Raw genomic sequence first — 24,456 nt, forward strand, 5'->3', positions numbered from 1 at the left:
CCCCCTAACATGATTATGCGGTACCGTTTACATTTTACTAAAAAACTCTAAAACAATATAGTATTTTTTACTAAAATTTCGTTAAATTACAAAAAAAAACATGAAACTCAAATTGAGTACATGTCTTTTTCGTAAAAAACTTTTAGTTCTAATTTTTGCAAGTTTTGAGAAATGTAATGCGCTATTTAAATTTCGTCGCTTTAAACCATGACTTTACAAATATCGTTCGTAAAATCTACTGGATCTTCAATTGGTAAGCCTTCAATGAGTAAGGCTTGGTTATATAGTAAATTTGTAAATAAACTTAGTTTTTCTTTATCATTATCAAATGCAACTTTTAATGATTGGAAAACTTCGTGGTTACTGTTAATTTCTAATACTTTATCGGCTTTAATATTTTGGTTTTCTGGCATTGCACTTAAGATTTTCTCCATTTCAATCGTTACTTCGCCATCTGTAGATAAACAAACTGGATGAGTTTTTAATCTTTTAGAGATACGAACATCCTTCACTTTACTTGAAAGGATATTTTTCATATACTCTAACAATTCTCTGTTCTCTGATTGCTCGTTATCTTTCTGTGTTTGAGTATCTTCTTCGTCGATACCTAAATCTCCACTTGATACAGATTTAAATTCTTTTTCTTTATAGTTCATCAACATTTTGATTGCAAATTCATCAATATCATCGGTAAAATATAAAATTTCATAACCTTTTTCTCCGACAATCTCTGTTTGTGGTAGTTTTTCAATTCTTTCATTCGATTCACCAGACGCATAATAAATATATTTTTGATCTTCAGGCATTCTTGAAACATACTCATCTAACGTAACTAGTTTCTTCTCTTTTGATGAATAGAACATTAATAAATCTTTTAAGTCTTCTTTATTTGCTCCAAAGTCATTATAAACCCCGAACTTCAACTGACGACCAAAGGAGTTATAAAACTTTTCATACTTTTCACGTTCATCTTTTAAAAGGTTTTGTAATTGACTCTTAATTTTATTCTTAATATTTTTGGCAATAAGCTTTAGTTGGCGATCGTGTTGTAAAATCTCTCTTGAAATATTTAAGGATAAATCTTCAGAATCAACCATACCTTTTACAAAGCTAAAGTAGTCTGGTAGTAAATCTGAGCACTTGTTCATGATGAGTACTCCATTTGAATATAATTCTAATCCCTTTTCATATTCCTTTGAATAATAGTCGAACGGAATATTTTCTGGAATAAATAAAATCGCATTATATCTAACTGCTCCATCAACATTTAGGTGAAGATGTGTTAATGGCTTATCATAACCGTAGTGCTTTTCTGTATAGAAGTTTTCATAATCTTCAGTTGTCAATTCATTTTTGTTTTTTCTCCAAATCGGAACCATACTGTTAATAATTTGCTCTTCTTGAAACTCCTCAAATTCCGTCTCGCTACCTTCTTTTGGTTTACTAGTTGTAACATCCATTTTAATTGGGTATCGAATGAAATCAGAATACTTTTTAATAATCCCTCTCAAACGATACTCTTCAAGATATTCATCAAATGTTTCTTCTTCTGTATTTTCTTTAATTTTAAGGGTGATTTCAGTACCCACAGAATCTTTCTCAACTGGCTCAATCGTATAGCCTTCAGCACCTTCAGATTCCCATTTATAAGCTTCATTACTGCCAACTGCTCTACTTACAACTGTCACTTTGTCTGCAACCATAAACGCTGAATAAAAACCAACACCGAATTGACCGATAATATCGTGACCATCTTTTGCTTCGTTTTCTTTTTTAAAAGTAAGAGAACCACTTTTAGCAATAATTCCAAGGTTATTCTCAAGATCTTCTTTTGTCATTCCAATTCCTGTATCAGTGATTGTTAAAATTCTATTTTCTTTATCAGCAGATACTTTTATGTAATAATTATCTTTTTCAAAACTTATTGAATCGTCAGTTAATGCTTTATAGTACATTTTATCAATCGCATCGCTTGAGTTTGAAATTAACTCCCTTAGAAAAATTTCCTTTTGAGAATAAATAGAGTTAACCATCATCTCTAATAACCTTTTAGATTCAGCTTTAAATTCTTTTTTTACCATGAAACTTTCTCCCCTTTCAATAGTACAAAAATATTTTTTCATTTACCACTCAAGCAAACCGAGTGCTAACTCTCTTTTTTATTTACCATATATTAAAATTCATGTCAACAAAAAGCCATGCATTTTAAAGTTATTCTACACATATATCTAGAACGTTTTTACTCCAATAGCACGAAAAGCGCAAGCGCCTTGGTCACGAGCAGCTGCTCCTGTGCCACTCCGTTTGCTCAAAAGCAAAGCCGCTTCGTAGTAAGCTTCCTCGAAGCAGTGTTTTGTGCGACGAGTAACCGCAGGAGCAATTGTTTTCCGTGCGACGAGTAACCGCAGGAGCAATTGTTTTCCGTGCGACGAGTAACCGCAGGAGCAAAGCTGCATGAAGCTATTCAGAGACGTTATTCATGTAGTTATTGAAGTCAGTAGCTTGACTGAAGTGACCGAGATCGTAGGCTGCTTGCGCTAGACAGTTTTTAAGTTAGTAACTTATAAATTCTGATACTGAAATAAATCTGAACTTCTTCAATCAGTGGGGTTTATTCAACAGCCCCACTGATTGAAGTTCAGGGTTATATAGTTTTAACTTTAATTTCATCTTTTTCCATGTAAACATGAATAGTTTTGACAAATTCGTTATCTAATAGTAGCGCAGTAATTTGATCTTCGATTTGTTCTTGAATTTTACGACGTAATGGACGTGCTCCAAAAGTTGGGCAATATCCAAGTTCAGCAATTTTTGCTTTTGTTTCTTCCGTGAATTCAATAGAAATACCTTGCTCAGTAAGAGTTTCTTCTAATTCAACTAACATTAAGTTAACAATTTTTATTAAGTCTTCCTTCTTAAGAGTGTTAAACTCAATAATTGAATCAAAACGATTTAAGAACTCTGGTTTGAAGTAGTTTCCTAACTTATCTAGTACTGTTGAATGCCGATCTTCTTCAGTACCACCAAACCCGATCGAAGCAACCTTCTTATCGGTTACACCCGCATTGGATGTCATAATAATGACTGTCTCATTAAAGTTAACTACTCTCCCTTGACTATCCGTCAGACGTCCATCTTCCATAATTTGAAGAAATATATTCATAACATCCGGGTGTGCTTTTTCAATTTCATCTAAAAGTATAATTGAATATGGGTTTCGACGTACTCGTTCAGTTAATTGACCAGCTTCATCATGACCGACATACCCCGGGGGTGAGCCGATCAGTTTTGATACCGAATGCTTTTCCATATATTCACTCATATCAAGACGAATCATCGCATCCTTTTTGCCGAATAGTTCAAGTGCTAATGTTCTCGTAAGCTCTGTCTTACCAGTACCTGTTTGACCAACGAACAAAAATGATGCTGTTGGACGTGTTTTGGCTTTCAAGCCAGCACGAGCCCTTAATATCGCATTGGCTACTTTAGTAACAGCTTTTTCATGGCCAATGACTTTTTCAGCAAGTCTTTTCGGTAGATTCTTCATTTTCGCTTGTTCAGATTTTTCTAGTTTTTTGACAGGAATGCCTGTACGTTTTTCAATAATATCTTGAATGTGTTCAATAGTTACATTAACTACTTGCTCAGATGGTTTATCTAGGAGTTTTTCTTCCAATTGTAGTTCTTCATCACGAAGTAATGCAGCTTTTTCGTAATTTTCTTCAGCTGTTGCAAGCTCCTTCTCATAGATAACTTTCTCAAGACGTTTCTCTAGTTCACTAGTATTTGAATTTGAGTGCACTAAATTTAATTTTGAACCAACCTCATCCAAAACATCGATAGCCTTATCTGGTAAAAAACGTTCTTGAATATATCGATTAGAAAGTGTCACACATGCTTTTAACACTTCATCAGAGTACTTAACACCATGGTAATTTTCATACGTTGGTCGGATCCCCTTTAATATGGTTAAAGCTTCATCTACTGAAGGTTCCTTCACCATTACAGGTTGGAAACGACGTTCAAGAGTTGGGTTTTTCTCGATTAATCTATACTCTTTTAACGTTGTTGCACCAATAACTTGAATATTGCCTCGTGCTAGCGCAGTTTTCAAGATATTTCCTGCATCCATCGAACCTTCAGAAGTTCCACCTGCTCCTACCATCATGTGTATTTCATCAATAAATAGAATAAGGTTTTCGTTAGTTTCTAATTCAGTAACTAACTGCTTCATTTTTTCTTCAAACTGGCCACGGTAACTAGTACCAGCAATGAGAGAGCTAATATCCAAAACATAAACTTCTTTATTTTTAAGTTTCATAGGTACTTTTCCTTCAGCAATTTTTAAGGCTAGACCTTCTACAATCGCTGTTTTACCTACACCTGCTTCACCAACTAAAACAGGATTGTTCTTTGAGCGACGATTTAATACTTCTATAACACGTTCGATTTCTTTTTCTCTACCAATTACTGCATCAATTCGACCTTGTTTTGCTTCATTTGTTAAATTTCGTCCGTGTTGATTTAAGAAATTATTAGCATGTACTTCTTTTATTTTGCTTTACAATTTTTTGGGGGCTATTTTCAAAAAATGATTGAAAATAGCCATTAAAATGATTATGAAAGGAATTGAATCCTGACAATTTTACAGAATGATAACACTGTGAACACAAGTCTATTTTCCGTTTTTCCTGATTTATTTGTAAATTTAATTTAACAACTGCTTTATTGGTTTGACATTTATTACATATCATTTAACTCAATCCTCCTATTTGACTTTGACTAACTTTGACCTTTTATATAAAGAAAAAACCATTACGAAACGAATGGCTTTATTGATTACCTTTATTATATTTGACCTTTCCTGACTTTTCAATTGGTAATGCTTACCTCCACACAGTGTAGGGTCCCTTTCTTACCTGAGCGAAATTCTATCAAAAGAGGGAAACCACCTATAATATCTGTATTAAATCAAGGAGATTTCTTATTTATTCTTCTTTCACAGTAACTTTATAAGCAATTGGTGTTACGTTCGTTTTATCGAAAAATTCTTTGCCAGAAATCCTATACATGTCGGCCTGGCCTGTTTGTTCATTAAAATTGTATACTCTAACAATTTCCGCGTTTTCTTTGTACACTTCTAAGAACGATTTTTCGTTAGCAGATAAATAAAATGGTGTGTGTTTCAGTCCAATTGTCGTTTTCACTTCGAGAAATTTAGGTTTTCCGGATCGATCGTATGATAAGATATCGTACCCTGCCCCATCCCCTTCTTCTACCGCAATATGAATTACCTTGTCACTGAGTTCAGTGGGTAACCTTTCTTTTTCATATTGAAGAACATACTCTTCTCCCTTTTGCCCTAACACTTTATTTCTAGCATTAATCTCGTCAAAGTCCACTATTCTAGCTCGAAAATTACGTTTTTTTCTTTTTCGCTCTTGAACTTCTTCTGATTCAACTTCATTAATTTGAGTTTTAGACAATGATTTAGAACGTAAAACACCATTTCTGCCAACCTTCTGATATTCACAATACTTTAACAACTCATTGTTCTCTCGATGTGAAACCATATTCCGAACTTTTTGGTCAAATTTAGTGTCTGTTCTATTTTTATTTTTTTCTAAATCATTTCCAGTTGGGTTCATTTCCTCAAACAATGCTTCTTTCAACTCAGTTGTTGTCATAGACCCTGATTCTTCCAATAGTTTTATTGCAACTGCAATAATTTCTTTTTCACTATAATTACTCATTCTTAAACCACCTTATCCACGGAAAATTTATTATCTTAAATGAAGAAGTTAAGTGCTCTTTATGTATTGAGTGATTACTGAACAAATACAATGAAAAGTAGAACATTAATGTCCTACTTCATAATTTGTAATAATGATATGCTCCACTTTTTTATCATTTCGATCCATAAAACTAACACTATATGACTTGTCAAACCCAATAATATTGATTCCCGGTTGGTTATAAAGCTGATAAATGAAATCAGTATTTTTAATAATCACCATAAATTTACTACCGCAACGATTGAGCAAAAAATCAGCAAGCCTTACCTGGTCATCACTTGCAAAAGAATGATTCGCATAAGTGGAAAAGTCACTGTCATATGGTGGATCTAAGAAAATGAAATCATCCTTATGAAGTGGAATTGCTTCAAAAAAATGTTCAAAATCTAAATTGAAAATAGATGCGTTTTGCAAAACATTATGTAGTTCAATAGTCCATAAATACTCTATCTTATTAATAAAAGCTTTGCTATTATAAGAAGCCCCACCATACGGAACATTAAAACCACCACTTTGGTTATAACGAAACATTGACGAATAACAAAATTCCCTTAGGTAGAAAAATAGAGCAATGTGCATTTCTCGATTTATTTGATATTGCTCTCTTTGATTATAAAGGTAACGATAATACGTATAAATACTCGCACGGATACTTGCTTCAAAATTCTTCCGATAATCTTCTTCAGGTAAATCCCCTTTTTTTACTTCATTGTTTTTTGTATTAGTCATTTTCGAGGCAATAGATGTTTTGAGTTCTCTAACTAAGCGGTCAGTATTAAGATTAAGGCTATGAGGAACTACACACAAGATATCATCAAAATTTCCTTCAACAAATTCGCTAACTTCTTCCTTTAATTGTTCTTTCGTTAACTCTTCGCTTTTGTAACGTCCATATAACTCTCTCAACACTTCATAATGACGATCAGAGAAAGTTCCGAAATTACACCATAATTCCCAAACATCAAGTAAGTAAGAACGAAATAACTCATTTCTATCCTTAATAAATAAATATAAAGAAATAAGTTCATCTGAAAAGTCATTAACAAAAGCTTGTTGATATCTATCTTTATCTAATGAAAAAAAACAAGCTCCTCCTCCTAAGAAAGGTTCAATATAATTATTTATGCTTCTTGGCATATACTGATGTATTATTTCAAGCTCAGCTGTTTTACCACCTGGCCATTTAACAAACGGCTTTACCAATTCTGTACTCCCCCTGCTAGTAATCTGTGTATCATTATAGCATGAAAAATAGTATATAAATACAATTTAAAAGCTATTTAGTTGATAAAAAATCTCTTAAATACAAAAAGATCAAGAGTACTATCAACTCGAACTCTTGACCTTTTGTTTTAAATTTGCCACCCAACCACACTATAAAAAGAAGGAAAAACCTGTATACAATATAACGGAAATGGATGCAGCAATGAGCGCTGGTTTTAATTTAAATTTTGCATACTCCATGACAGGAATGTCTAATATTTTAGCTATTGTATTTGTATCATCACTAAGTGGCGAAGCAAATGCTCCAAATGATCCACTTGCAAATACTGCCCCGATGATTAATGGCAATGATACATCAGTTGTAAGAGACAGCGAAACACCTAAAGGCATTAATATCCCCCATGTACCCCATGCTGATCCTATAAAATAGGATACTAATGCACCAAATACGAATAACATAGGTGTAATAAACATGTCAGGAATCCACTCTGTATAAGCAGTGACAAATTCTGAAAAACCTAAATCATCTGTAACTGATGACAATCCCCAAACGACAGATAATAACACGATGACAGGCATTAGATCATTTCCACCTTCAATAAAACTAAGAATTATGTCATTTAATTTAAAGCGTTGTAGTAATAACAACGGAATTGTAATAAAAATAGTAATTAAAAGAGCAACAACCATAGCTTGCAACACATCTGCCTGGATAAATGCTTGAAAGAACGTTACGCCTTCTATGCTTCCATCCCACCAAGTTAAAAATAACGTTAATGTAATAACTAAGATAATCGGAATAACTAGATTCCAGGGCTTTGAAGGAAATTCCTTTGATACAGCAGGATGACAATCATGCCAATCATCTTCCTGTTTGTCATCATCAATATCAGAGGGAGCATCTGTATGAGACGGGTGAAAAAAACTTAAGTACACCCCTAAAATAATAATGACGATCGCAAAAAAATTAAATGGAATACTTTGAATGAATAAATCGTATGGATCCAAGACACCACCCTCATTTTGAATAGAGATTTGAATAATAGAAACCATATATCCAACAAAAGCAGTAGCTACCGGAATTAACACGATTATGGGGGTTGCTGTTGTTTCAATAACAAATCCTAGTTCTTTGGTAGACATTTTCACCTTTTTTAATAACGCTTTCATGATCGGTGTTATAGTCACAAAGCGAAATGTAGGCGCACTAAACGTCCCGATTGTTGAAATATACGTTAGAAGCAACGCTTGTTTTTTGGTCGTAATTTTTTCTGCTGCGCTTTCTACAAAGCCCCTAATCCCCCCACTTGTTTTAATAATCCCAACAAGTCCAGAAAATGCATACAAAAACACAATAATTTTTATGTTATTATGGTCAACCAATGCTTGTACGACATAAGTTAACATCGTTTGAACTCCACCTAGTATAGTAGGTGAGATTAAATAAGAGCCTACGATTAACCCTAATAGTAGCCCCGGTAAAACTTCTTTTGTATAAATCGCAATCGGTATAACAACTAAAAACGGAACGATTGACAGCCAACTTACTTCCATTTGAACTCTCCTCACTATAAAGCTCTTTTTCATAGTTTGATTTCATTAAATAAAACTATGTAAGAAATATTGTACGCAAACGATATTTAATTATTATTATGTATTATGCTTATAAAAACTAAAAAAATTTACTTTTCTGAAAAAACATCTTGTATTTATTATAAATACTCATTAAACTATTCTTCATAGTTTAAATAATTCGAATAGTCAAACGAATCACTGGAGGGAATTTAAACATGGTTACATTTTTATTTGCAATCTTACTATTAATTATTGGATATATTGTTTATTCAAAAGTTGTCGAACGAATTTTTGGCATAAATGATCAAACCCCAACTCCTGCCTATTCGCAGACCGATGGCTTAGATTATGTTCCAATGAGTTGGTGGAAAGGAAGCTTAATTCAATTATTAAATATAGCGGGTTTAGGGCCGATTTTTGGTGCTGTTATGGGAGCATTATACGGTCCGGTTGCATTTATATGGATCGTTATCGGTTGTATCTTTGCGGGAGCTGTTCATGATTACTTTTCAGGGATGATCTCACTTCGTCATAATGGAGAACAGTATCCAAATATTGTTGGACGCTACTTAGGAAATACTGTACGTTTTTTTATTAATGTTGTTTCGATCATTTTAATGGTTTTAGTTGCGGCAGCTTTTATTGCAGGTCCTGCTCAGTTAATTTCTCAGTTAACCCCCCTTAGTTTTATAGCAGCTATCGCAATAATATTTGGATACTTCTTAATAGCGGCTGTATTACCTGTTAATAAAATTATCGGTAGAATTTATCCTATCTTCGGTGGAATTTTAATTTTTATGGCAGTAGCAATTGGGGTAGCTTTACTCTTTACGGATAAGCAAATTCCTAACTTAACTCTATCCAGTCTTCACCCAAATGAACTACCAATTTGGCCTTTATTAATGGTTACCATTTCTTGTGGAGCCATTTCTGGCTTTCATAGTACCCAAAGCCCAATCATCGCTCGTACACTGAAGAAAGAATCAGACGGTAGAAAAGTGTTTTATGGCGCAATGATTGCTGAAGGTGTTATTACTTTAATATGGGCTGCTGCTGGAATGACATTTTTCGGAGGAACTACTGGTTTACAAGAGGCGTTAGCTGCTGGTGGTCCATCAGGTGTTGTAAACGAAATCTCAACTACCTTACTAGGGACATTAGGCGGAGTTTTAGCAATACTAGGAGTTATTATCTTGCCAATCACAACAGGTGATACAGCATTACGTTCTTCAAGAATGATCTTAACAGAACTTCTAGGAAATCTATTGAGTAAAATGAGTGCTAAAGGAAAGCTCTTGTTAGTAACAAGTTTTGTAACAGTTCCAACCCTATATTTAGCAACAGTTGATTACTCGTTTTTATGGCGTTATGTAGGTTGGACTAACCAAGTGGTAGCAACGGTAATGCTTTGGACAGGCACAATGTACTTGTTAAAAAATGATAAATCCCATTGGATTTGTGGGTTACCGGCTCTATTTATGACAAGTGTAGTTTGTACGTACATTTTTTATGCTCCTGAAGGTTTCAGCTTAAGCTACCAAATTTCTTTAAGTACTGGCTTGAGTTTAACAGCATTAGTTTTGATTTGGTATGTGAAACAAATCATCGTTCACAAACGTCCACCTTTAAATCATGTAATATCAAAAGCTTCTTAAACTTTTTCTACTATTAGTTGTTGAGATTTTCTCACCATTGTAAATAAAGTTTGTACCATACACAAAACCATATCTAATGAAAATAAAAATAGAGTACGAAACTAAGTGTTTCGCACTCTATTTTAATACTTCACTGCACCTCTAGCGATTAATGATATTTTTTCCGTAATAAACCTCATCCATTTCAAGCTTTAAATGTTTTGTAATTTCTCCTTGTTCTTCTTTGCTCAATTTATCTTTTTTGTATCCGAATAGATAGTTATTTAAATCAAATTTCTTTAGTTTACATTTTGTATGAAAGATGTTTTCTTGATAAATATTTACATCAATCATATCATACAACTCTTTTACTTCTTCCGGTATATAATTTTGGATTGAGTTTATATCATGGTCAATAAACAACTTGTGTCCGTTTATATCTCTTGTAAATCCACGAACTCGATAATCCATTGTCATAATATCTGTATCAAATGAATGAATAAGATAATTTAACGCTTTAAGAGGTGATATTTCGCCACATGTTGAAACATCAATATCTGCTCTAAACGTACTAATTCCTTCATAAGGATGATATTCAGGATATGTATGAACCGTAATATGGCTTTTGTCTAGGTGAGCAAGAACAGTTTCTGGAAGGGGACCAGGAGTTTCTTTAAAAAATCCTTGTGGTGCATTATTTACCGGACCCTCAGAAACTAAAATTGTAACACTAGCGCCTTGTGGTTCATAATCTTGTTTAGCGATATTTAATACATGAGCACCAATAATACTTGTCACATCTGTTAAAATTTTTGTTAATCGTTCAGCATTGTATTGTTCATCTATATACTCTATGTAAGCTTCTCGCTCTGCTTTTGTTTTTGTATAGCAAATGTCATACATGTTAAAGCTTAATGACTTTGTAAGATTATTAAACCCGTGTAATTGAATTCGTTCTTCTCGTGTAAGCATCATTAATTCTCCTTTAAAACACCTTCAATGTTCCGAAATACACCCCTTAAAAAAATAGATAATGTATCATGACAAAAAAGATACGTTTTGTATTTTTCACACAATTATTAAACTACCATAAAGTGAAAATGAAATCTATAAAAATTGTACTCTACTTTATCATTTTTTTCACTTTTAATATAATAATAAATGAGTTAGTTTTATCATCATATAAATTAAGTTATAGTTAGTTACGAACGCATTAATTCAACTAGACATAGTATTTTGTAGGTTCAAAAATCTGTATTATAAAATTAATAATATTATTTTCTAAAACTTTTCAAATAAAATAACCATTTATATAGAAAGATGGTTATTTTATTTGTATTTTTTATCAGAAAAGTTAAATTCCTAAAAGATACTTTCCTCGTCAGCTCTCTTAACTAAACTGATTTGTACTTATGGGTTATAGACCCCCACCTCTATGCGTAGCGTAGGTGGGAACTTCCATTCAGGTAGAGTTGAGACTCCATCTGAATTTCCGATGTTCTAGCGAAGCTAGAACGAGTTCTCTTAATCAATGTGTTGTTTACAATAATCATTAATTATAGATAATTCTTCATCCTCTAATTCAAATTGCAACAATTTTTCTGTCTCTTTATCGTATATATCGTACTGGACTATGCGAGACCCTTTTTCATCTTGTGCATAAATTACTTTTACTCGTAAGCCTAATTCTGAAAATAACTCATCTTCTTCCGACACTTCCACATCTATAAAAAATTCATAACGATCACCACTTAAAATTCCTATTGTATCTTCAACTTTTTCAATCGTATGGCCAATAATATTCATCTTTGTAAACGCCCTTTCTATATCTAACTATATACAATCTATACTTTGTAGTATTTCATTTACTCAATTATTTAGCAAACATTTCTTTTTTAGCTTTATTAAGTTGTTTAGATATTATTCCGCAAATTTTTATACGTTAACAAAATTTTCACTTAAGGTATCATGTAAGATAAACTACCGAACTCCACCTATTTTTTCAAAATTTATGTATAATCTATAGGACGTGTTACTATTTGTTATATAATCAGAATTTATAAATTTCTAACTTGGAAACTGTCTAGCGCAAACAGCCTAAGAGCTCGGTCACTTCAGTCAAGCTACTGACTTCAATAACTACATGAATAACATCTCTGAATAGCTTCATGCTACTTTGCTCCTGCGGTTACTCGTCGCACGGAAAACAATTGCTCCTGCGGTTACTCGTCGCACGGAAAACAATTGCTCCTGCGGTTACTCGTCGCACGGAAAACAATTGCTCCTGCGGTTACTCGTCGCACAAAACACTGCTTCGAGGAAGCCTACTTCGAAGCAGTGCTGTCAGACGCAGAAGCACATAGATTGCGGTCAAAGAGCAGACCGCTACTTGCCGACCTTCCAGTGTTTGTCGCCGATAGGCGGGCGCCTTGCGCTTTTCTTGTTAAAAGAAATATTAAACTACAAATAGTTACTATAGATTGTTTTCACAACAACTTAGAACAAATATTTTTAGCACTATTAGGGGGGAACTATGGGAAACTGGGTTTCAGCAGCCGAGAAAAGTAGTTTTTTAAAATGGTTTTTAGAACATTATCAACTCAAACAGAGAGAAGCACGAATGTTTTTAGAATATCTTTTGAAAAAACACCATATTCTTCAAAACTTATCTTTTACAGATAAAATTAAATATAATGAAAAGACGGTTGTTATTTCAAGTATACAGGCAGATGAACCAGGTTTTGTCTATTATTCAACTCGTGGCAAATCAGAAAATGTTTCAGCTGCTCTTAATGATCTAATGAGTAATCCAACTGGTAAGTTGAATATTATTCTTCACTTTCAAGGGAAGCAATTAAATTATCGTTATTTAAAATTGTTGGAATCAAAAAGTGATAGTTTAAAAACGTATAGACAGTTCGAACAATATTCTAAAGATGCCGATGCATTAATTAATAAAGTGTTGTTAGAACAAGAAATAAAATTTATTAAGTTACTTATTGATGAAGCATTAGACAATAGGGATGAAAAAGAATTTAAGAGGTTAATTTTTAAATTACAAGATCTAGAAAATGAATTAGCTTCTAAAAAGAAACCGTAGTAAATTTCCATTAGACTACGGTTTCTTTTTTTTAATTACTCCTAAATAATAATAGTTTGTACATATCTATGATACTTGTCTCATATTCTTAAAGTATCATCTACACAGGATAGGGGTTTGGAAAAATGAAGTTATTTTATCGAGGAGTTATACTTTTAGCGATTGCCGCTTTTTTAGGGGAAAGTCTTGAAGTAATAATAAATATTGTGTTAGCAAGAGAGTTGGGCGAAAAAGGGTTAGGTCTTTATATGTCAATCCTACCATCGATTATGCTTATTGCCGTACTAGCTAGCATGGAATTACCTATTTCGATTTCAAAGTTTGTCGCAGAAAAAGACAAACAGTACCACCGAAGTATGTTGCGACATGCGCTCGGTTTAGCGTTACTCATAACATCCCTTATTTTAATCATTGCGATCATGGTTATACCGTACGTTTCTGTTTTTAATCAGTACCACCCTTTTGTTCGTAAACTTACTTTCATTTTAATCCCACTCATGTCCTTTTCAGCAGTTTTTCGAGGTTATTTTATGGGTTCACACCAAATGGGGAAAATTGCATTTTCAAATTTTTTAAGAAGGTTTGCTCAACTACTTCTACTCGTATTCATTTACCAGTTATTTCAATTTGATCGCGATTTAGCTTTACTGATAGCCCTATGTACACTAATCGCAAGCGAATTTCTCGTTTTTGCTTTTATGGGTACGATGTTTTTTATCGAAATGAAATCAAAAGAATTTAAAATGAAATCAAAACTAATGGAAGGAAAAATTGTTAGAAAAAACCTCTTATCTGTTTGTCTTCCTATGACTGGTGTGAGGCTCTTTCATTCTATCACGTTTGCGATAAAGCCTTTTTTAATAAAAGCTGCACTAGTAAACGCAGGTTTAACCGAGGCATTAGCAACTGCTCAATTTGGTAAGTTAGCGGGAGTTGCTTTTTCAATAGGATTTTTTCCAACTTTCATCGCTCATTCGTTACTAATCGTGCTCATCCCAACAGTAGCCGAAGCTTACGCAAAAAATGATTATGTTAAATTACACCAGTTATTAATTAGAGTAATGAAAATAACGATTTTTTACGGTGTTCCATCTGTTTTCATTTTTTACTTTTTTGCCGAACCGTTAACGGGGCTTTTTTTCAAAAATTCTCCAGCAGTTGTTTACTTACAGATCTTAGTTCCATATTTTTTGTTTCACTATTTTGTTATACCACTTCAAGCCTATCTAATTGGTTTAGGTTTAGCAAAAGATGCTTTAATTCACGCAGTTTGGTCTTCTCTCATTTCATTTGTACTCATGTATTATCTTGGATCAATGGAACATTTACAGATGCACGGTATTATTATAGGTATGAATACAGGGATCGTCATACTAACGTTAATGCACTACGTAACTGTTTGTAGTGTTATCGGTATTTCTTTAACCATGCGAGGTCCAGCGTTTAATAGAGTTTGAATTTGCTTCAACCGGTAGAGAAACTAATGGTCTTGACGGATGGACACTATTTGTTATGACTAGATAATTTGTTCAATACGAAATGTTTGCTCAAAATTAGGTACCCAATTAAACATCTTTCCCCTCCACTTTATATTAATTACACTAAAAATTATTATACTGTAAATTAATACAAATGTGGCCAGACAAATATAGTGTCTGACCACTGTGCCTTAATAAGCTTTTCTTTTATAGATTGTTTTAAGTAAAGATTTCAATAACACTTACCTTTTTACGGATGTTTCCATAATTGCTTTTGACCTTAATTGTGCCCCAACTGTCGCTTCAACAATTTTTTCTATGATCTTTGCTTTATTATCACTCTTGTTTATATGTACATTGAGTGTAGAGGCAATAGTTATTAAGTCTTTTTTCAGGATATCTCGTGCTGATAATATAGTAGTAGCTTCTTCCCTACTATCCATGTATCGCAACTTAGCAACAACAGGATGCTTTTGGACATCATCATTTATCATTACTTTAGATTTCGTTATTTTTTTATCTGAAAATATTAATTTTCCTTCTCCACTAAGTAACTTTTCAATTTCACTATCTGATAAATGGGTTAGTGAATTAGAAACGATTTTAAGTAATTTTAATACTTTAGTCCTCATCATTTCCCCCCTAAAAATTTTACGCGATTTTGTAATTCCTCTGCTAATTGCTTAAGTTCTGCTTGGATATTTCGATACGTATCTCCGCTTACATTTTCAAGAACAACTGGTATCCCAGATTCAGGAGCATCTGCATAAAGTGTTTTATTTTCTCTAATAATTGTTTCAAAAGTTGGTATATTTTGATTGCTCACCTGTTGGATAAACTCTCTTAAAGCCGAAATCGGTCGATCGTTACGTTTTTCAACCATAGTAAAGATAACACCTTCAAGCTTCGGATCAATTAAATCAAATTCATCTCTTAAGCTGTCTTGACTTACTTTGTGGTTATAATCAACAACTAACTCTTTAGCGTGATTTTGAAGCTGTCTAATACCAATCGTAGAAAGATAATCAGGTCTAGCGGGTATCAATAACGAATCGCTTGAAACAATTGCTGTTTTTGTCACAACATTAAAATTTGGGGGGCAGTCAATGAAAATACAGTCATAGTCTTGATTTTCTAGCTGTTTGATTCCTGCTTTCAAACGAGAATGAACGACTAAAAAATTCCTACGATTCGTCCGTTCACTTCCACCCCACAATTTAGCACTAAGTTCCAAATCAACATTAATAAGTCCCAAGTGCGATGAGACTAAATCGATACTCCCCGTTGAATTCAGCTCCCTAAGCCATTTGTTTACTCGATACGGTCTAATAATTAAATCTTTTAAGTCTAATTCCCTATCACTATCAATAAATGCATCGTACCATTTTTTTATCGTGCGCTCTTGAAAGTCCTTTTGCCACTCATCCACTTTAATAAATGAAAATGTTAGATTCGTTTGTGGATCAAGGTCTATTAATAATACTCTCAAACCTTGATTAGCTAATTCTGCAGCAAGATTAGACGTTATTGTTGTTTTCCCTACCCCACCTTTGTAATTGATGACTGAAAAGATCATTGAATTCCTCCACTCTTTGAAAAGGCTTTAATAATAACTATTCCTCTTCAATTGGAAAAATTCAGTCAATTTACGATAGACAAAAAAATCAATTAAACTAAAATCACTTCCATTCTCATACAAAAATTAATGACTTACATCTGCATCTTCCTTAACTCGTAAAAAGCTCCTTTTTTTTCAATTAGTTCTTCGTATGTTCCGACCTCTTCACATGATCCATTTTTCATTACTACGATTCTATCAGCGTCACGAATAGTTGATAAGCGGTGTGCAACAATAAACGTTGTTCTTCCTTTAATTAATTGCTGAATGGCTTGTTGTACTTTATACTCCGAATGATTATCAAGAGCTGAAGTTGCTTCATCAAGAATGATAATTTCTGGATTACGTATTAGCGCCCTAGCAATCGCAATTCGTTGTCGCTGCCCACCTGATAATTTTCCTCCGTGCTCTCCAATTAACGTATCAAGTCCATCTGGTAACTCACTAACAACATCATATAAGTTTGCCATTTCAATAACTTTCTGTATTTGTTCTTCTGATACATTTACTAATCCATAAATAATATTGTCACTAATTGACCCAGAAAATAAAATAGTTGTTTGAGGTACAACTGCGAGTTTTTGACGGTATGATTGCATATCTAATTGATCTAATGGAACGCCATCTACCAAAATTCTTCCTTTTGTAGGGCGATAAAAGCCAACAACCATACTTAATACCGTAGTTTTTCCTGCTCCTGATTCCCTACAAGAGCAATACATTCACCAGCTTTTACTTGCAAATGAAAATTCGATAACACTTGTTTTTGGCTGTCTTTGTACTGAAATTCAACATGTTCAAATTCAAAGTTACCATTAATCTGATTAAGCCTTAGTTTCCCATCATATTCTTCCTTCTCTTTAGAAGATAAAATTTCACTAACTGAAACTAGTGATTCATACCCTTTTGCTAGCTGAGGATAAACGACAATGATTTGATTTACGGCCATTAGGATTTGTGTGAAATACGCTTGATACATCACAACCTCACCGACCGTTATCTCCCCCCTCATAGCCATAAAAGCCGAAAATAGAAGGCAAAGCATTTGTAAGACTTGAAATACAACCCAACTAGAAGAACCGAAAAATGCTTCGGTAACATCTAAGCGGTACCCTTTTCCTTTTAGGATTTTTAGCATCCGATTGGCTTTATTCATTTCTACGTGTTGAAGACCATGTGCTCTCGTTACAGGGATCATATCGACGGTTTCAGCCACTTCCCCAGACATCATTTCAATCTGTTTTCTAAATTCCCGGTTTCTTAACCGTAACGCCCTTCGGAAAATAAAAACAACAACTATCCCCACCGGAACGACAAGGAGAAAAAATAACGTCATTTGCAAACTGTAAAATGCGGTAATTGAAATAGCTACGACTACATTAGTGATAGCAGCAGAAAATGAAAACATCATTTGTTTAGATAATATTTCAATATTTTCAACATCACGTAATATTTTTGCTTGAAGCATTCCTGAACGTAATTCACTATGAAAAGACATTGATAAATGCTGTAATTTTCGAATTAAAGTACTTCTTAATGCTGCTTCCACATGACGAGATGCTTTACTAAAGTAACTTATATGCAGAATATGTGTCGGTATATTTTGAGCAATAACAACTGCTACAATAGCAAATTGAACCCACAACTCTTTAAGACTATGAACTTGTGAATACGTAACAATGTTAATGATATTTGCAGTGATCACTGGAATAACCCACACAGGAGAGTGCTTTATGATAAAGAAGAAAAAAGATAAGAAGAGATTTTTAAATTGCCCTTGATACAAAAGTGAAAGTGTTTTTAAAGAATGGTGTGGTTTTTCCTTAGTTTCCATAAATATCGATTCAAAATTTAACAACTGACTTTCATCTATTTTACCCATATATAACCACCTCAATTTTTATTCTCCGTTTATTAATATTTCAGTAACCGTAAACTCATGATTCAGAATATTTAACACTCTACATATAACTATATTTTAATCAGTGGAGATTTTCCTTCATTCCCACTTTGTTAGTTTAATATCTCAGCCATTTTGGGGTAGATAATCCTCCACCTAAACTTTTTTGATTTTCTTCAGTTTTAAGGTGGTAAGGTGGGGGCTTGTTACCTCTTAAGAGTGTGATAAACGAGAAACCTCATGCTACTTGTACTGCTTGTCAGCTTGAAAAAAATACACTTTTCTCTGAATTTCATAATCCGCTATTCTCGCCACTATGCGACTTGTTTTTGGTTATTAAAATTTCACTCATCTGTCCCCAAAAAAAGTAAAACAACTAAGTGCCTTAGTTGTTTTACTTATTCTAGTTTATTTTTGATATGGAATTTTTAATAGTTCTGGAACAGTCACAAACTCATACCCTTGTTGCTGTAGAGTTGGAATAATTTGGCGAAGTGACTCAATTGTATTTGTTCGATCTGCATCCCAATCCCCACCGTCATGCATTAATATAATGGCACCAGGGTGTACGTTGTTTAATACATTCGCAGCAATTTCTGCTGGTGGCTCTTCTTCCCAATCTAATGAATCAACCGACCATACGATGATCGAATAATTTAATTCAGCTAATTTTTCTACTAGCTCATTATATAAAAATCCATATGGAGCACGAAATAATCGTGTTCTATATCCAAGGATTTCATTTAGCGTATCCTCGGTTCTAGTTACTTCTCTCTCTAGAGTATCTAGATCAGCTTCTTTCACTAAATTTGGATGAAAATATGTATGATTACCAATAATATGGCCTTCTGCAACCATACGCTCGACTATTTCTGGATATGCGACAGCCCTAGAACCCATCACGAAAAACGTGGCTGGTATATTGTATTCCCTTAATACATCTAACACTTGTTCACTGAAACGTGGATCAGGACCATCATCAAACGTTAGTGCTATTTTGTTTTCTGTTGTTGGACCTTGTAATACAACTGTTTCGGGATATCTTTGTTGAAGAATAATATTAGATATCGGTTGCTGTCGGTTTCTTTCTTGATTTTCTGCACCACCACTTAATTCAGGAAAATCAGTTTCTTTTTGTTTATTACGATCTTTTTTCCACCACAATTGTTGATCAATCTGATTTGAAACTTCATCATGAGCATAAACGTCAATTATTCCAGAAAATTGAGTTGTTGCTATGAATGTCAATATAAAAAACGCCTTAATCCAATTCATTTTCATTTTTTCAGCTCCTTCATTTTTCTCAAATACAAAGTTATTCTTGTCTAGATTAGGAAAAGTATGCGAAAAAAATGAGTGAACTCGTTTCAGCAAGCTGAAACATCGGAAAATCCAGATAAAATTGGAACAGGTGTTATTCTTACTTGTTTTAATATTACATCATAAAAAGCACTTGCAAGCTATTATGCAAGTGCTTTTTTACAGTATCAGAATTTATAAATTTCTAACTTGGAAACTGCCTAGCGCAAGCAGCCTACGAGCTCGTGACCAAGGCGCTTGCGCTGTTCTTATAAGCGAATTTGTCGCCTTGCTCGTTTGTAATCTTCAGGAGTATCGATATCAAAAAAACTAGAAGATGACGTTAAAGGTATAAGAATTTTATTTCTAATACTATTGATTAATTCTTTTCCACCAGAATCTCCTTTCACCAAAGTAAGGTCCAATGATTGGAAATGCCCAAATAGAACAGGGTGCCCAGGCTTTTTGTCAAGAACTGGACGTATAACAAAAGGGTCAGTTGTTTGATTAAGAACAACTAGCGCTTTTTGAAAAATTGAAGATACTACGCGACTATCAATGAATGGCTGATCACCTAAAAAAAACATCACTGCCGAGTTGCTAGTTGATAAAGAATGAAAAGCAGTAAGAAAAGAAGTACTCAATCCTTGCTCATAATGAGGATTGTAAATCCACTCAATTCTTGAGTCATCTATCGCTATTGAGCTTTTTATTTTCCATGCTTCATAACCAACGATAACTTGAATTTTATAAAATGGATGTACAAGTATTTTTTCGATGACATGCTGTAATACTGGTATATCATTTAAAGGGAGTAGTTGTTTTAATGTTCCCATTCTACTTGAACAACCCGCAGCTAATATTGTAGCAAGACGTTCATTCAAATCACTTCCCACCTCAATTACTTTCTAGTGTTTTATAAATTGTTGATTTTTTGTTTTTTCATTAAAACGCGCTGCTCATTTCGTACTTTTATTAATTCTGCAACGATACTAACACTAATTTCTTCTGGACCTTCTGCATAAATATTAACTCCTACTGGAGAATGAACCCATTTAGGAACAGAGTGAGGAAAAAGTAAACGTTCGGTTCGTTGTTTTGGACCTAATATTCCAATATATTTCGGCCGCTTTTTTATAAAATAGTTAACTATTTTTTTATCTTTTGTAAAACTATGTGTCATAATTAATACTAAACTATTTCTATCAAAATTTTCATTAGCAATTAACCGTTCAGGATGTTCACATATGAAAGAATGCGCATCAGGGAAAACTTCTCGGTTACATCGGCTACTTCTAAGATCAATGATAATTGGTAAAAAATGATACTGCTTCACTAACTTTACTAAAGGCTCTACATCAGGACCAGCACCAAAAATAAATAATTTGTCGTTAGGCTCATATAATTCAAATAGAAATTTTGACTCACCTATCACTTCGGTAATGATTATTTGATCTTCCCTTAAAAATTCCGTTAATTTTTCAAGTATATGAACTTGAAGTTTGGGAATTCCCCCAATAGTATGGCCCTCTTCAGTTAAAACGAGATTCATCTGTAGATCTACAGGTTCGAGTACCCTAGCACTAGCTACTTTTCTCCCTAGATTTAAATGTTTTAGTATTTGTTTGTTCCTATCATTCCATTGAACTGGTTCTAGATAAACATCAATTCTACCATTACAGCCAGCACCCAACCCCCAATCAAGATCATCTTCAGACCGAAGATCATATGTTACAATCATTGGTTTTCTAGTCAACATCACTTCCTTAGATTTATAGGATAAGTCTTCTTCTATACAGCCCGCACTGATCGTTCCAAATTGTTTTTCATTATCAGAGAACAACATCTTTGCTCCTTCATTTCTGTAGGACGAACCTTTGACACGTATAACCGTTGCTTTAACAAATAGTTTTTGCGGATGTTGGCCCAAGATTTCTAACATCTGATATGATTCTTTCATACACATCCCACGCTAAAAAGTCTTTACACCTTGTAAAGTAAACATATTCCTTATTATATTCACTTATTCTTTCTAAAGAGCGAAGAATTCCACCATAACCTGTACAACGACAGAGATTACCTGATAACCCTACTTTTAAATCTTCTACAGTTGGGTTGGAACATTCATTTAATACCCCTTTCAAAGAAATGACCATCCCTGGGGTACAGTAGCCACATTGAAACCCACCTTCCTCAAGAAAAATTTGTTGGATTTGATCCAATCGGTCTTCACTAATACTCTCAATTGTCTCGATTCTTTTCCCTTCACATTGATATGCCATAGTTAAACATGAATTATGTGGTTTTCTATTAACGAGCACCATACACGCCCCACATCTACCGATTTCGCATGAAATTTTTGTTCCTGTTTTATTTTAATCCTTTCTCAATACATCGATTAAACGTTTAGAAGGATCTACAGAAAGTGAAACCATTTCACCATTAAGTTCGAATATTAAATACTCACTGACCGTCTCATTATTATTCGTTTCTTTGCTTTATTGCTTCACCTAAATCTCTCCTCTTTTATTCAAGTATGGTACGTGAAATTTAATAACCAAACGTTTTTTCACTGAAAATAGGTTCGAGGAGCGATTTAGGTTTTACTGGTAATTTTGTCACCCATTTTCCTGTAGCTTGATTAATTGCAGGTGCAAGTGCTACTGTATCAACGGTCCGTACTGATCATCTGGCAACAGTTTTTCAATTGCCTCTACAGATTGGTTAACGGGCACATCAAAAATCATTGGTATCAAATACGTATCGAGATTTTTCGTCATATACTGGGCTACATCCATGACAGCATCTTCATGTAAAGTAAAACCGAGAGCCATGATCGCACCACCTTCTATTTGACCTAAGTAGCCCATTGGATTCACTACAGGACCATCTGCTACTACATGATCAATTTGGAGAACGTCTACCATCCCTGTAAGCAAATTTACTTCTACTTCACAAATGACTGCCGTATAAGTATAAAGGTAATGAGCACCAACAATAGGATCAGGTGTGGTGGGAAAATGGAATTCTCGCGAACATTCAAAATGATTTATTTTAGCGAGCTCTTGATAAGTTATTACACATTTTGATTGGCCATCCACGTCATTCCAAATTCCTCTAGATCCAGTTCTTAGTTGATGGTCTAGGTACGTAACATTTCTCATACCAGTTTCATATTCGACAATTTCAATTTCACCTCGATTTTCTGATGCATGAGTGTGAACATAAACATGATAAAGGATAGATAATCTACTCACTTCTTTTAATAATTCCTCAGAACAAGAGACTACAAATCGTGGTGAAAAAGCGTATTTAATTCGACCTTGATCATACATGTTCCATTTTTCAAGTAAATCAACACTTTTTTGGATTGACGCTATTGTATTTTCTTGTAAAATTTTAGGTGCTTCGTTCCCCTTATCCATCATGACCTTACCTGATAATGCGCGCATACCACTCGCAGCAATTGCTTGAAAAGCAAAATCTGTGTGATGAACTGTCTCCATATCGACAATCGTCGTCGTCCCACTTTGTATTAACTCACCAATACCTAAAAGAGCAGAATAATATATGGACTCTTCATCATGAGCAGCCTCAAGTGGCCATATTTTTTTCTTTAACCAATCTAGTAACTCTAAATCATCTGCTCTTCCTCTAAATAACGTTTGACATAAATGGATATGTGTTTGAACAAATCCTGGAATGATTGTTCTGCCTTTACCATCAATGACTTTATCTGCATGACTGATCGGTAAATTCTTACCTATCTGATTGATTAAATCATCTTCAACAATAATATCCCCAACAAAAATTTCGTTTTTTTCATTCATCGTAACGATTTCTATGTTTTTAATTAACAAGTTTGCCATCTTTATTCACCTCACTAGTAATACTTAGGGCTTAAGATTTATTCCGAACGCCAAAGAGACCTGACCGCAAAAAATAAACCCTTTAGGAATATTTTTCGTAGTCAGGCCTTTTACGGTGCCTTGTAGAAACCCCCAAACCATTTTTGAGGTTATACGAAATAGTAACGTATTTAACTAATGAGTCAATCATAAATCGAAAACGACATTTAAACTATAAAAATGGTAGAAAATATCTCGAATAAAATTCAGTACCAAACTCTTATTAAAACATGCAGTGTTTACTGTTAATGGTGACAGTTTCTTTATTATGCTAGCTTCATTTCGGTAACCATTCAATCGCTTTAATGACCGCTATCATCTTCACACTCTATTTTCGGACAAGTATTGTACTCTAACCAATCTCTTTTTTAACCTTACATTATCACCCGAGTGAACTCGTTTCAGCAAGCTGAAACATCGGGAAATCCTACCTAAGAAACTTATAAATTACGAAAAAAAGATCTTCAAAAGCTCAATCCCTTTTGAAAACCGGCTCTTCGCTAATTTCTATTGGAACACAAGATTTCATAAAGAATAATAGTCTAGTAATCTTCTCAACTTTTACTAGGGTTTCATACTTAAAATCGACCGTCAAGGAAACCACTTGACCGACGATTTTAAGTATGAAAGTGCATAGTTAGATTGAGAAGGAGATAATCTAAGCATGTGGCTTCACTTCTAACTTAAACTTGTTAGCTGTTGCATAGATCATGGCAATAAAGTTTTCGATTGATCGGTAGCCTCTTGCTTTCCGCTTCGATGCTTGAACAAGGCTATTAATTCCTTCAAGTAAACCATTGGTCATCCTTGAGGTGAACCAACGTAAGATGCCTTTTTCATGTTTTTTGAGTGAACGAGCAACTTCTACCATGGGCTCTAAACGAGACCGTATAGCCCAGTTGTACCAATCATCAAAATACCAACC

General features: G+C 33.9%; 19 protein-coding genes, 1 pseudogene and 1 riboswitch. Of the genes and pseudogenes, 3 read left to right on the plus strand and 17 right to left on the minus strand.

All coding sequences use genetic code 11. The annotated features are described in order from the left end of the window. Positions 1-200: 200 nt before the first annotated feature. From htpG to BKP37_RS16950, 5 genes and pseudogenes are all read right to left on the minus strand, one after another. A complete protein-coding gene (gene htpG, locus BKP37_RS16925; protein ID WP_071310811.1) occupies positions 201-2,081 on the minus strand; it encodes a molecular chaperone HtpG in 1,881 nt (626 codons plus the stop codon). A gap of 563 nt (positions 2,082-2,644) precedes the next feature. Further along, positions 2,645-4,754, minus strand: a pseudogene (locus tag BKP37_RS16930) (ATP-dependent Clp protease ATP-binding subunit). A 234-nt stretch (positions 4,755-4,988) separates the two neighbouring features. Then, on the minus strand, positions 4,989-5,753 hold the full coding sequence (locus BKP37_RS16940) for a protein NO VEIN domain-containing protein (protein WP_071310814.1): 765 nt from the start codon (positions 5,751-5,753) through the stop codon (positions 4,989-4,991). Between the two features lie 105 nt (positions 5,754-5,858). Then, positions 5,859-6,998, minus strand: a complete 1,140-nt coding sequence (locus BKP37_RS16945; protein WP_071310815.1) for a DNA adenine methylase — start codon at positions 6,996-6,998, stop codon at positions 5,859-5,861. A gap of 171 nt (positions 6,999-7,169) precedes the next feature. After that, complete coding sequence (locus BKP37_RS16950) at positions 7,170-8,573, minus strand: Na+/H+ antiporter NhaC family protein (protein ID WP_071310816.1); 1,404 nt, start codon at positions 8,571-8,573, stop codon at positions 7,170-7,172. Between the two features lie 236 nt (positions 8,574-8,809). Between BKP37_RS16950 and BKP37_RS16955 the strand changes: the two genes are divergently transcribed. Continuing rightward, positions 8,810-10,249, plus strand: coding sequence for a carbon starvation CstA family protein (locus BKP37_RS16955; RefSeq protein ID WP_071310817.1), 1,440 nt, complete (start codon positions 8,810-8,812; stop codon positions 10,247-10,249). A 141-nt stretch (positions 10,250-10,390) separates the two neighbouring features. On the opposite strand, the gene speD is transcribed toward BKP37_RS16955, so the two are convergent. Next, a complete protein-coding gene (gene speD / locus BKP37_RS16960; protein ID WP_071310818.1) occupies positions 10,391-11,203 on the minus strand; it encodes an adenosylmethionine decarboxylase in 813 nt (270 codons plus the stop codon). A gap of 549 nt (positions 11,204-11,752) precedes the next feature. Then, on the minus strand, positions 11,753-12,034 hold the full coding sequence (locus BKP37_RS16965) for a DUF6509 family protein (RefSeq protein WP_071310819.1): 282 nt from the start codon (positions 12,032-12,034) through the stop codon (positions 11,753-11,755). A gap of 727 nt (positions 12,035-12,761) precedes the next feature. On the opposite strand from BKP37_RS16965, the gene BKP37_RS16970 reads away from it, so the two are divergent. Both BKP37_RS16970 and BKP37_RS16975 read left to right on the plus strand, forming a co-directional pair. Continuing rightward, positions 12,762-13,328 (plus strand): YpiB family protein, encoded by a 567-nt coding sequence (locus BKP37_RS16970; RefSeq protein WP_071310820.1) that lies wholly within the window; start codon positions 12,762-12,764, stop codon positions 13,326-13,328. A gap of 125 nt (positions 13,329-13,453) precedes the next feature. Next, positions 13,454-14,785: a polysaccharide biosynthesis protein gene (locus BKP37_RS16975; protein WP_071310821.1), complete on the plus strand. Its 1,332-nt coding sequence runs from the start codon at positions 13,454-13,456 to the stop codon at positions 14,783-14,785. A 263-nt stretch (positions 14,786-15,048) separates the two neighbouring features. Here the strand turns inward: BKP37_RS16975 and BKP37_RS16980 are convergent, their stop codons facing one another. From BKP37_RS16980 to BKP37_RS17020, 10 genes are all read right to left on the minus strand, one after another. Continuing rightward, the gene (locus BKP37_RS16980) at positions 15,049-15,438 is read right to left on the minus strand and encodes a hypothetical protein (protein ID WP_071310822.1); all 390 of its coding nucleotides are present in this window, start codon (positions 15,436-15,438) and stop codon (positions 15,049-15,051) included. After that, complete coding sequence (locus BKP37_RS16985) at positions 15,438-16,382, minus strand: ParA family protein (protein WP_071310823.1); 945 nt, start codon at positions 16,380-16,382, stop codon at positions 15,438-15,440. The genes BKP37_RS16980 and BKP37_RS16985 overlap by 1 nt, the downstream gene beginning before the upstream one ends. Before the next feature lie 134 nt (positions 16,383-16,516). Next, complete coding sequence (locus tag BKP37_RS20595) at positions 16,517-17,095, minus strand: ABC transporter ATP-binding protein (RefSeq protein ID WP_245712554.1); 579 nt, start codon at positions 17,093-17,095, stop codon at positions 16,517-16,519. Positions 17,096-17,097: 2 nt separating this feature from the next. Then, positions 17,098-18,306, minus strand: coding sequence for an ABC transporter transmembrane domain-containing protein (locus BKP37_RS16990; protein WP_245712555.1), 1,209 nt, complete (start codon positions 18,304-18,306; stop codon positions 17,098-17,100). A 426-nt stretch (positions 18,307-18,732) separates the two neighbouring features. Continuing rightward, on the minus strand, positions 18,733-19,605 hold the full coding sequence (locus tag BKP37_RS16995) for a polysaccharide deacetylase family protein (protein ID WP_071310824.1): 873 nt from the start codon (positions 19,603-19,605) through the stop codon (positions 18,733-18,735). Positions 19,606-19,892: 287 nt separating this feature from the next. Next, positions 19,893-20,507, minus strand: a complete 615-nt coding sequence (locus tag BKP37_RS17000; RefSeq protein WP_071310825.1) for a nucleotidyltransferase family protein — start codon at positions 20,505-20,507, stop codon at positions 19,893-19,895. Between the two features lie 32 nt (positions 20,508-20,539). Next, positions 20,540-21,583 (minus strand): XdhC family protein, encoded by a 1,044-nt coding sequence (locus BKP37_RS17005; protein ID WP_169823178.1) that lies wholly within the window; start codon positions 21,581-21,583, stop codon positions 20,540-20,542. Beyond that, the gene (locus tag BKP37_RS17010) at positions 21,522-21,944 is read right to left on the minus strand and encodes a 2Fe-2S iron-sulfur cluster-binding protein (protein WP_342707804.1); all 423 of its coding nucleotides are present in this window, start codon (positions 21,942-21,944) and stop codon (positions 21,522-21,524) included. Before BKP37_RS17010 ends, BKP37_RS17005 begins: the two co-directional genes overlap by 62 nt. A 339-nt stretch (positions 21,945-22,283) precedes the next feature. Then, positions 22,284-23,492, minus strand: coding sequence for an amidohydrolase family protein (locus BKP37_RS19480; RefSeq protein WP_084034839.1), 1,209 nt, complete (start codon positions 23,490-23,492; stop codon positions 22,284-22,286). A 78-nt stretch (positions 23,493-23,570) separates the two neighbouring features. Next, positions 23,571-23,669: riboswitch (purine riboswitch) on the minus strand. A 520-nt stretch (positions 23,670-24,189) separates the two neighbouring features. Beyond that, positions 24,190-24,456: transposase (locus BKP37_RS17020; protein ID WP_139193170.1), on the minus strand; the 267-nt coding region annotated here is incomplete at its 5' end.

Origin of the sequence: Anaerobacillus alkalilacustris, from assembly GCF_001866005.1 — a bacterium.
Taxonomy (GTDB): Bacteria; Bacillota; Bacilli; order Bacillales; family Anaerobacillaceae; genus Anaerobacillus; species Anaerobacillus alkalilacustris.

What these genes read in the sequence shown, in the direction of transcription:
- htpG (WP_071310811.1), bottom strand. Translation starts at nt 2,081, where the DNA reads ATGGTAAAAAAAGAATTTAAAGCTGAATCTAAAAGGTTATTAGAGATG.
- BKP37_RS16940 (WP_071310814.1), bottom strand. Translation starts at nt 5,753, where the DNA reads ATGAGTAATTATAGTGAAAAAGAAATTATTGCAGTTGCAATAAAACTA.
- BKP37_RS16950 (WP_071310816.1), bottom strand. Translation starts at nt 8,573, where the DNA reads ATGGAAGTAAGTTGGCTGTCAATCGTTCCGTTTTTAGTTGTTATACCG.
- BKP37_RS16955 (WP_071310817.1), top strand. Translation starts at nt 8,810, where the DNA reads ATGGTTACATTTTTATTTGCAATCTTACTATTAATTATTGGATATATT.
- speD (WP_071310818.1), bottom strand. Translation starts at nt 11,203, where the DNA reads ATGATGCTTACACGAGAAGAACGAATTCAATTACACGGGTTTAATAAT.
- BKP37_RS16965 (WP_071310819.1), bottom strand. Translation starts at nt 12,034, where the DNA reads ATGAATATTATTGGCCATACGATTGAAAAAGTTGAAGATACAATAGGA.
- BKP37_RS16970 (WP_071310820.1), top strand. Translation starts at nt 12,762, where the DNA reads ATGGGAAACTGGGTTTCAGCAGCCGAGAAAAGTAGTTTTTTAAAATGG.
- BKP37_RS16975 (WP_071310821.1), top strand. Translation starts at nt 13,454, where the DNA reads ATGAAGTTATTTTATCGAGGAGTTATACTTTTAGCGATTGCCGCTTTT.
- BKP37_RS16980 (WP_071310822.1), bottom strand. Translation starts at nt 15,438, where the DNA reads ATGAGGACTAAAGTATTAAAATTACTTAAAATCGTTTCTAATTCACTA.
- BKP37_RS16985 (WP_071310823.1), bottom strand. Translation starts at nt 16,382, where the DNA reads ATGATCTTTTCAGTCATCAATTACAAAGGTGGGGTAGGGAAAACAACA.
- BKP37_RS20595 (WP_245712554.1), bottom strand. Translation starts at nt 17,095, where the DNA reads ATGGTTGTTGGCTTTTATCGCCCTACAAAAGGAAGAATTTTGGTAGAT.
- BKP37_RS16990 (WP_245712555.1), bottom strand. Translation starts at nt 18,306, where the DNA reads ATGGGTAAAATAGATGAAAGTCAGTTGTTAAATTTTGAATCGATATTT.
- BKP37_RS16995 (WP_071310824.1), bottom strand. Translation starts at nt 19,605, where the DNA reads ATGAAAATGAATTGGATTAAGGCGTTTTTTATATTGACATTCATAGCA.
- BKP37_RS17005 (WP_169823178.1), bottom strand. Translation starts at nt 21,583, where the DNA reads ATGAAAGAATCATATCAGATGTTAGAAATCTTGGGCCAACATCCGCAA.
- BKP37_RS19480 (WP_084034839.1), bottom strand. Translation starts at nt 23,492, where the DNA reads ATGGCAAACTTGTTAATTAAAAACATAGAAATCGTTACGATGAATGAA.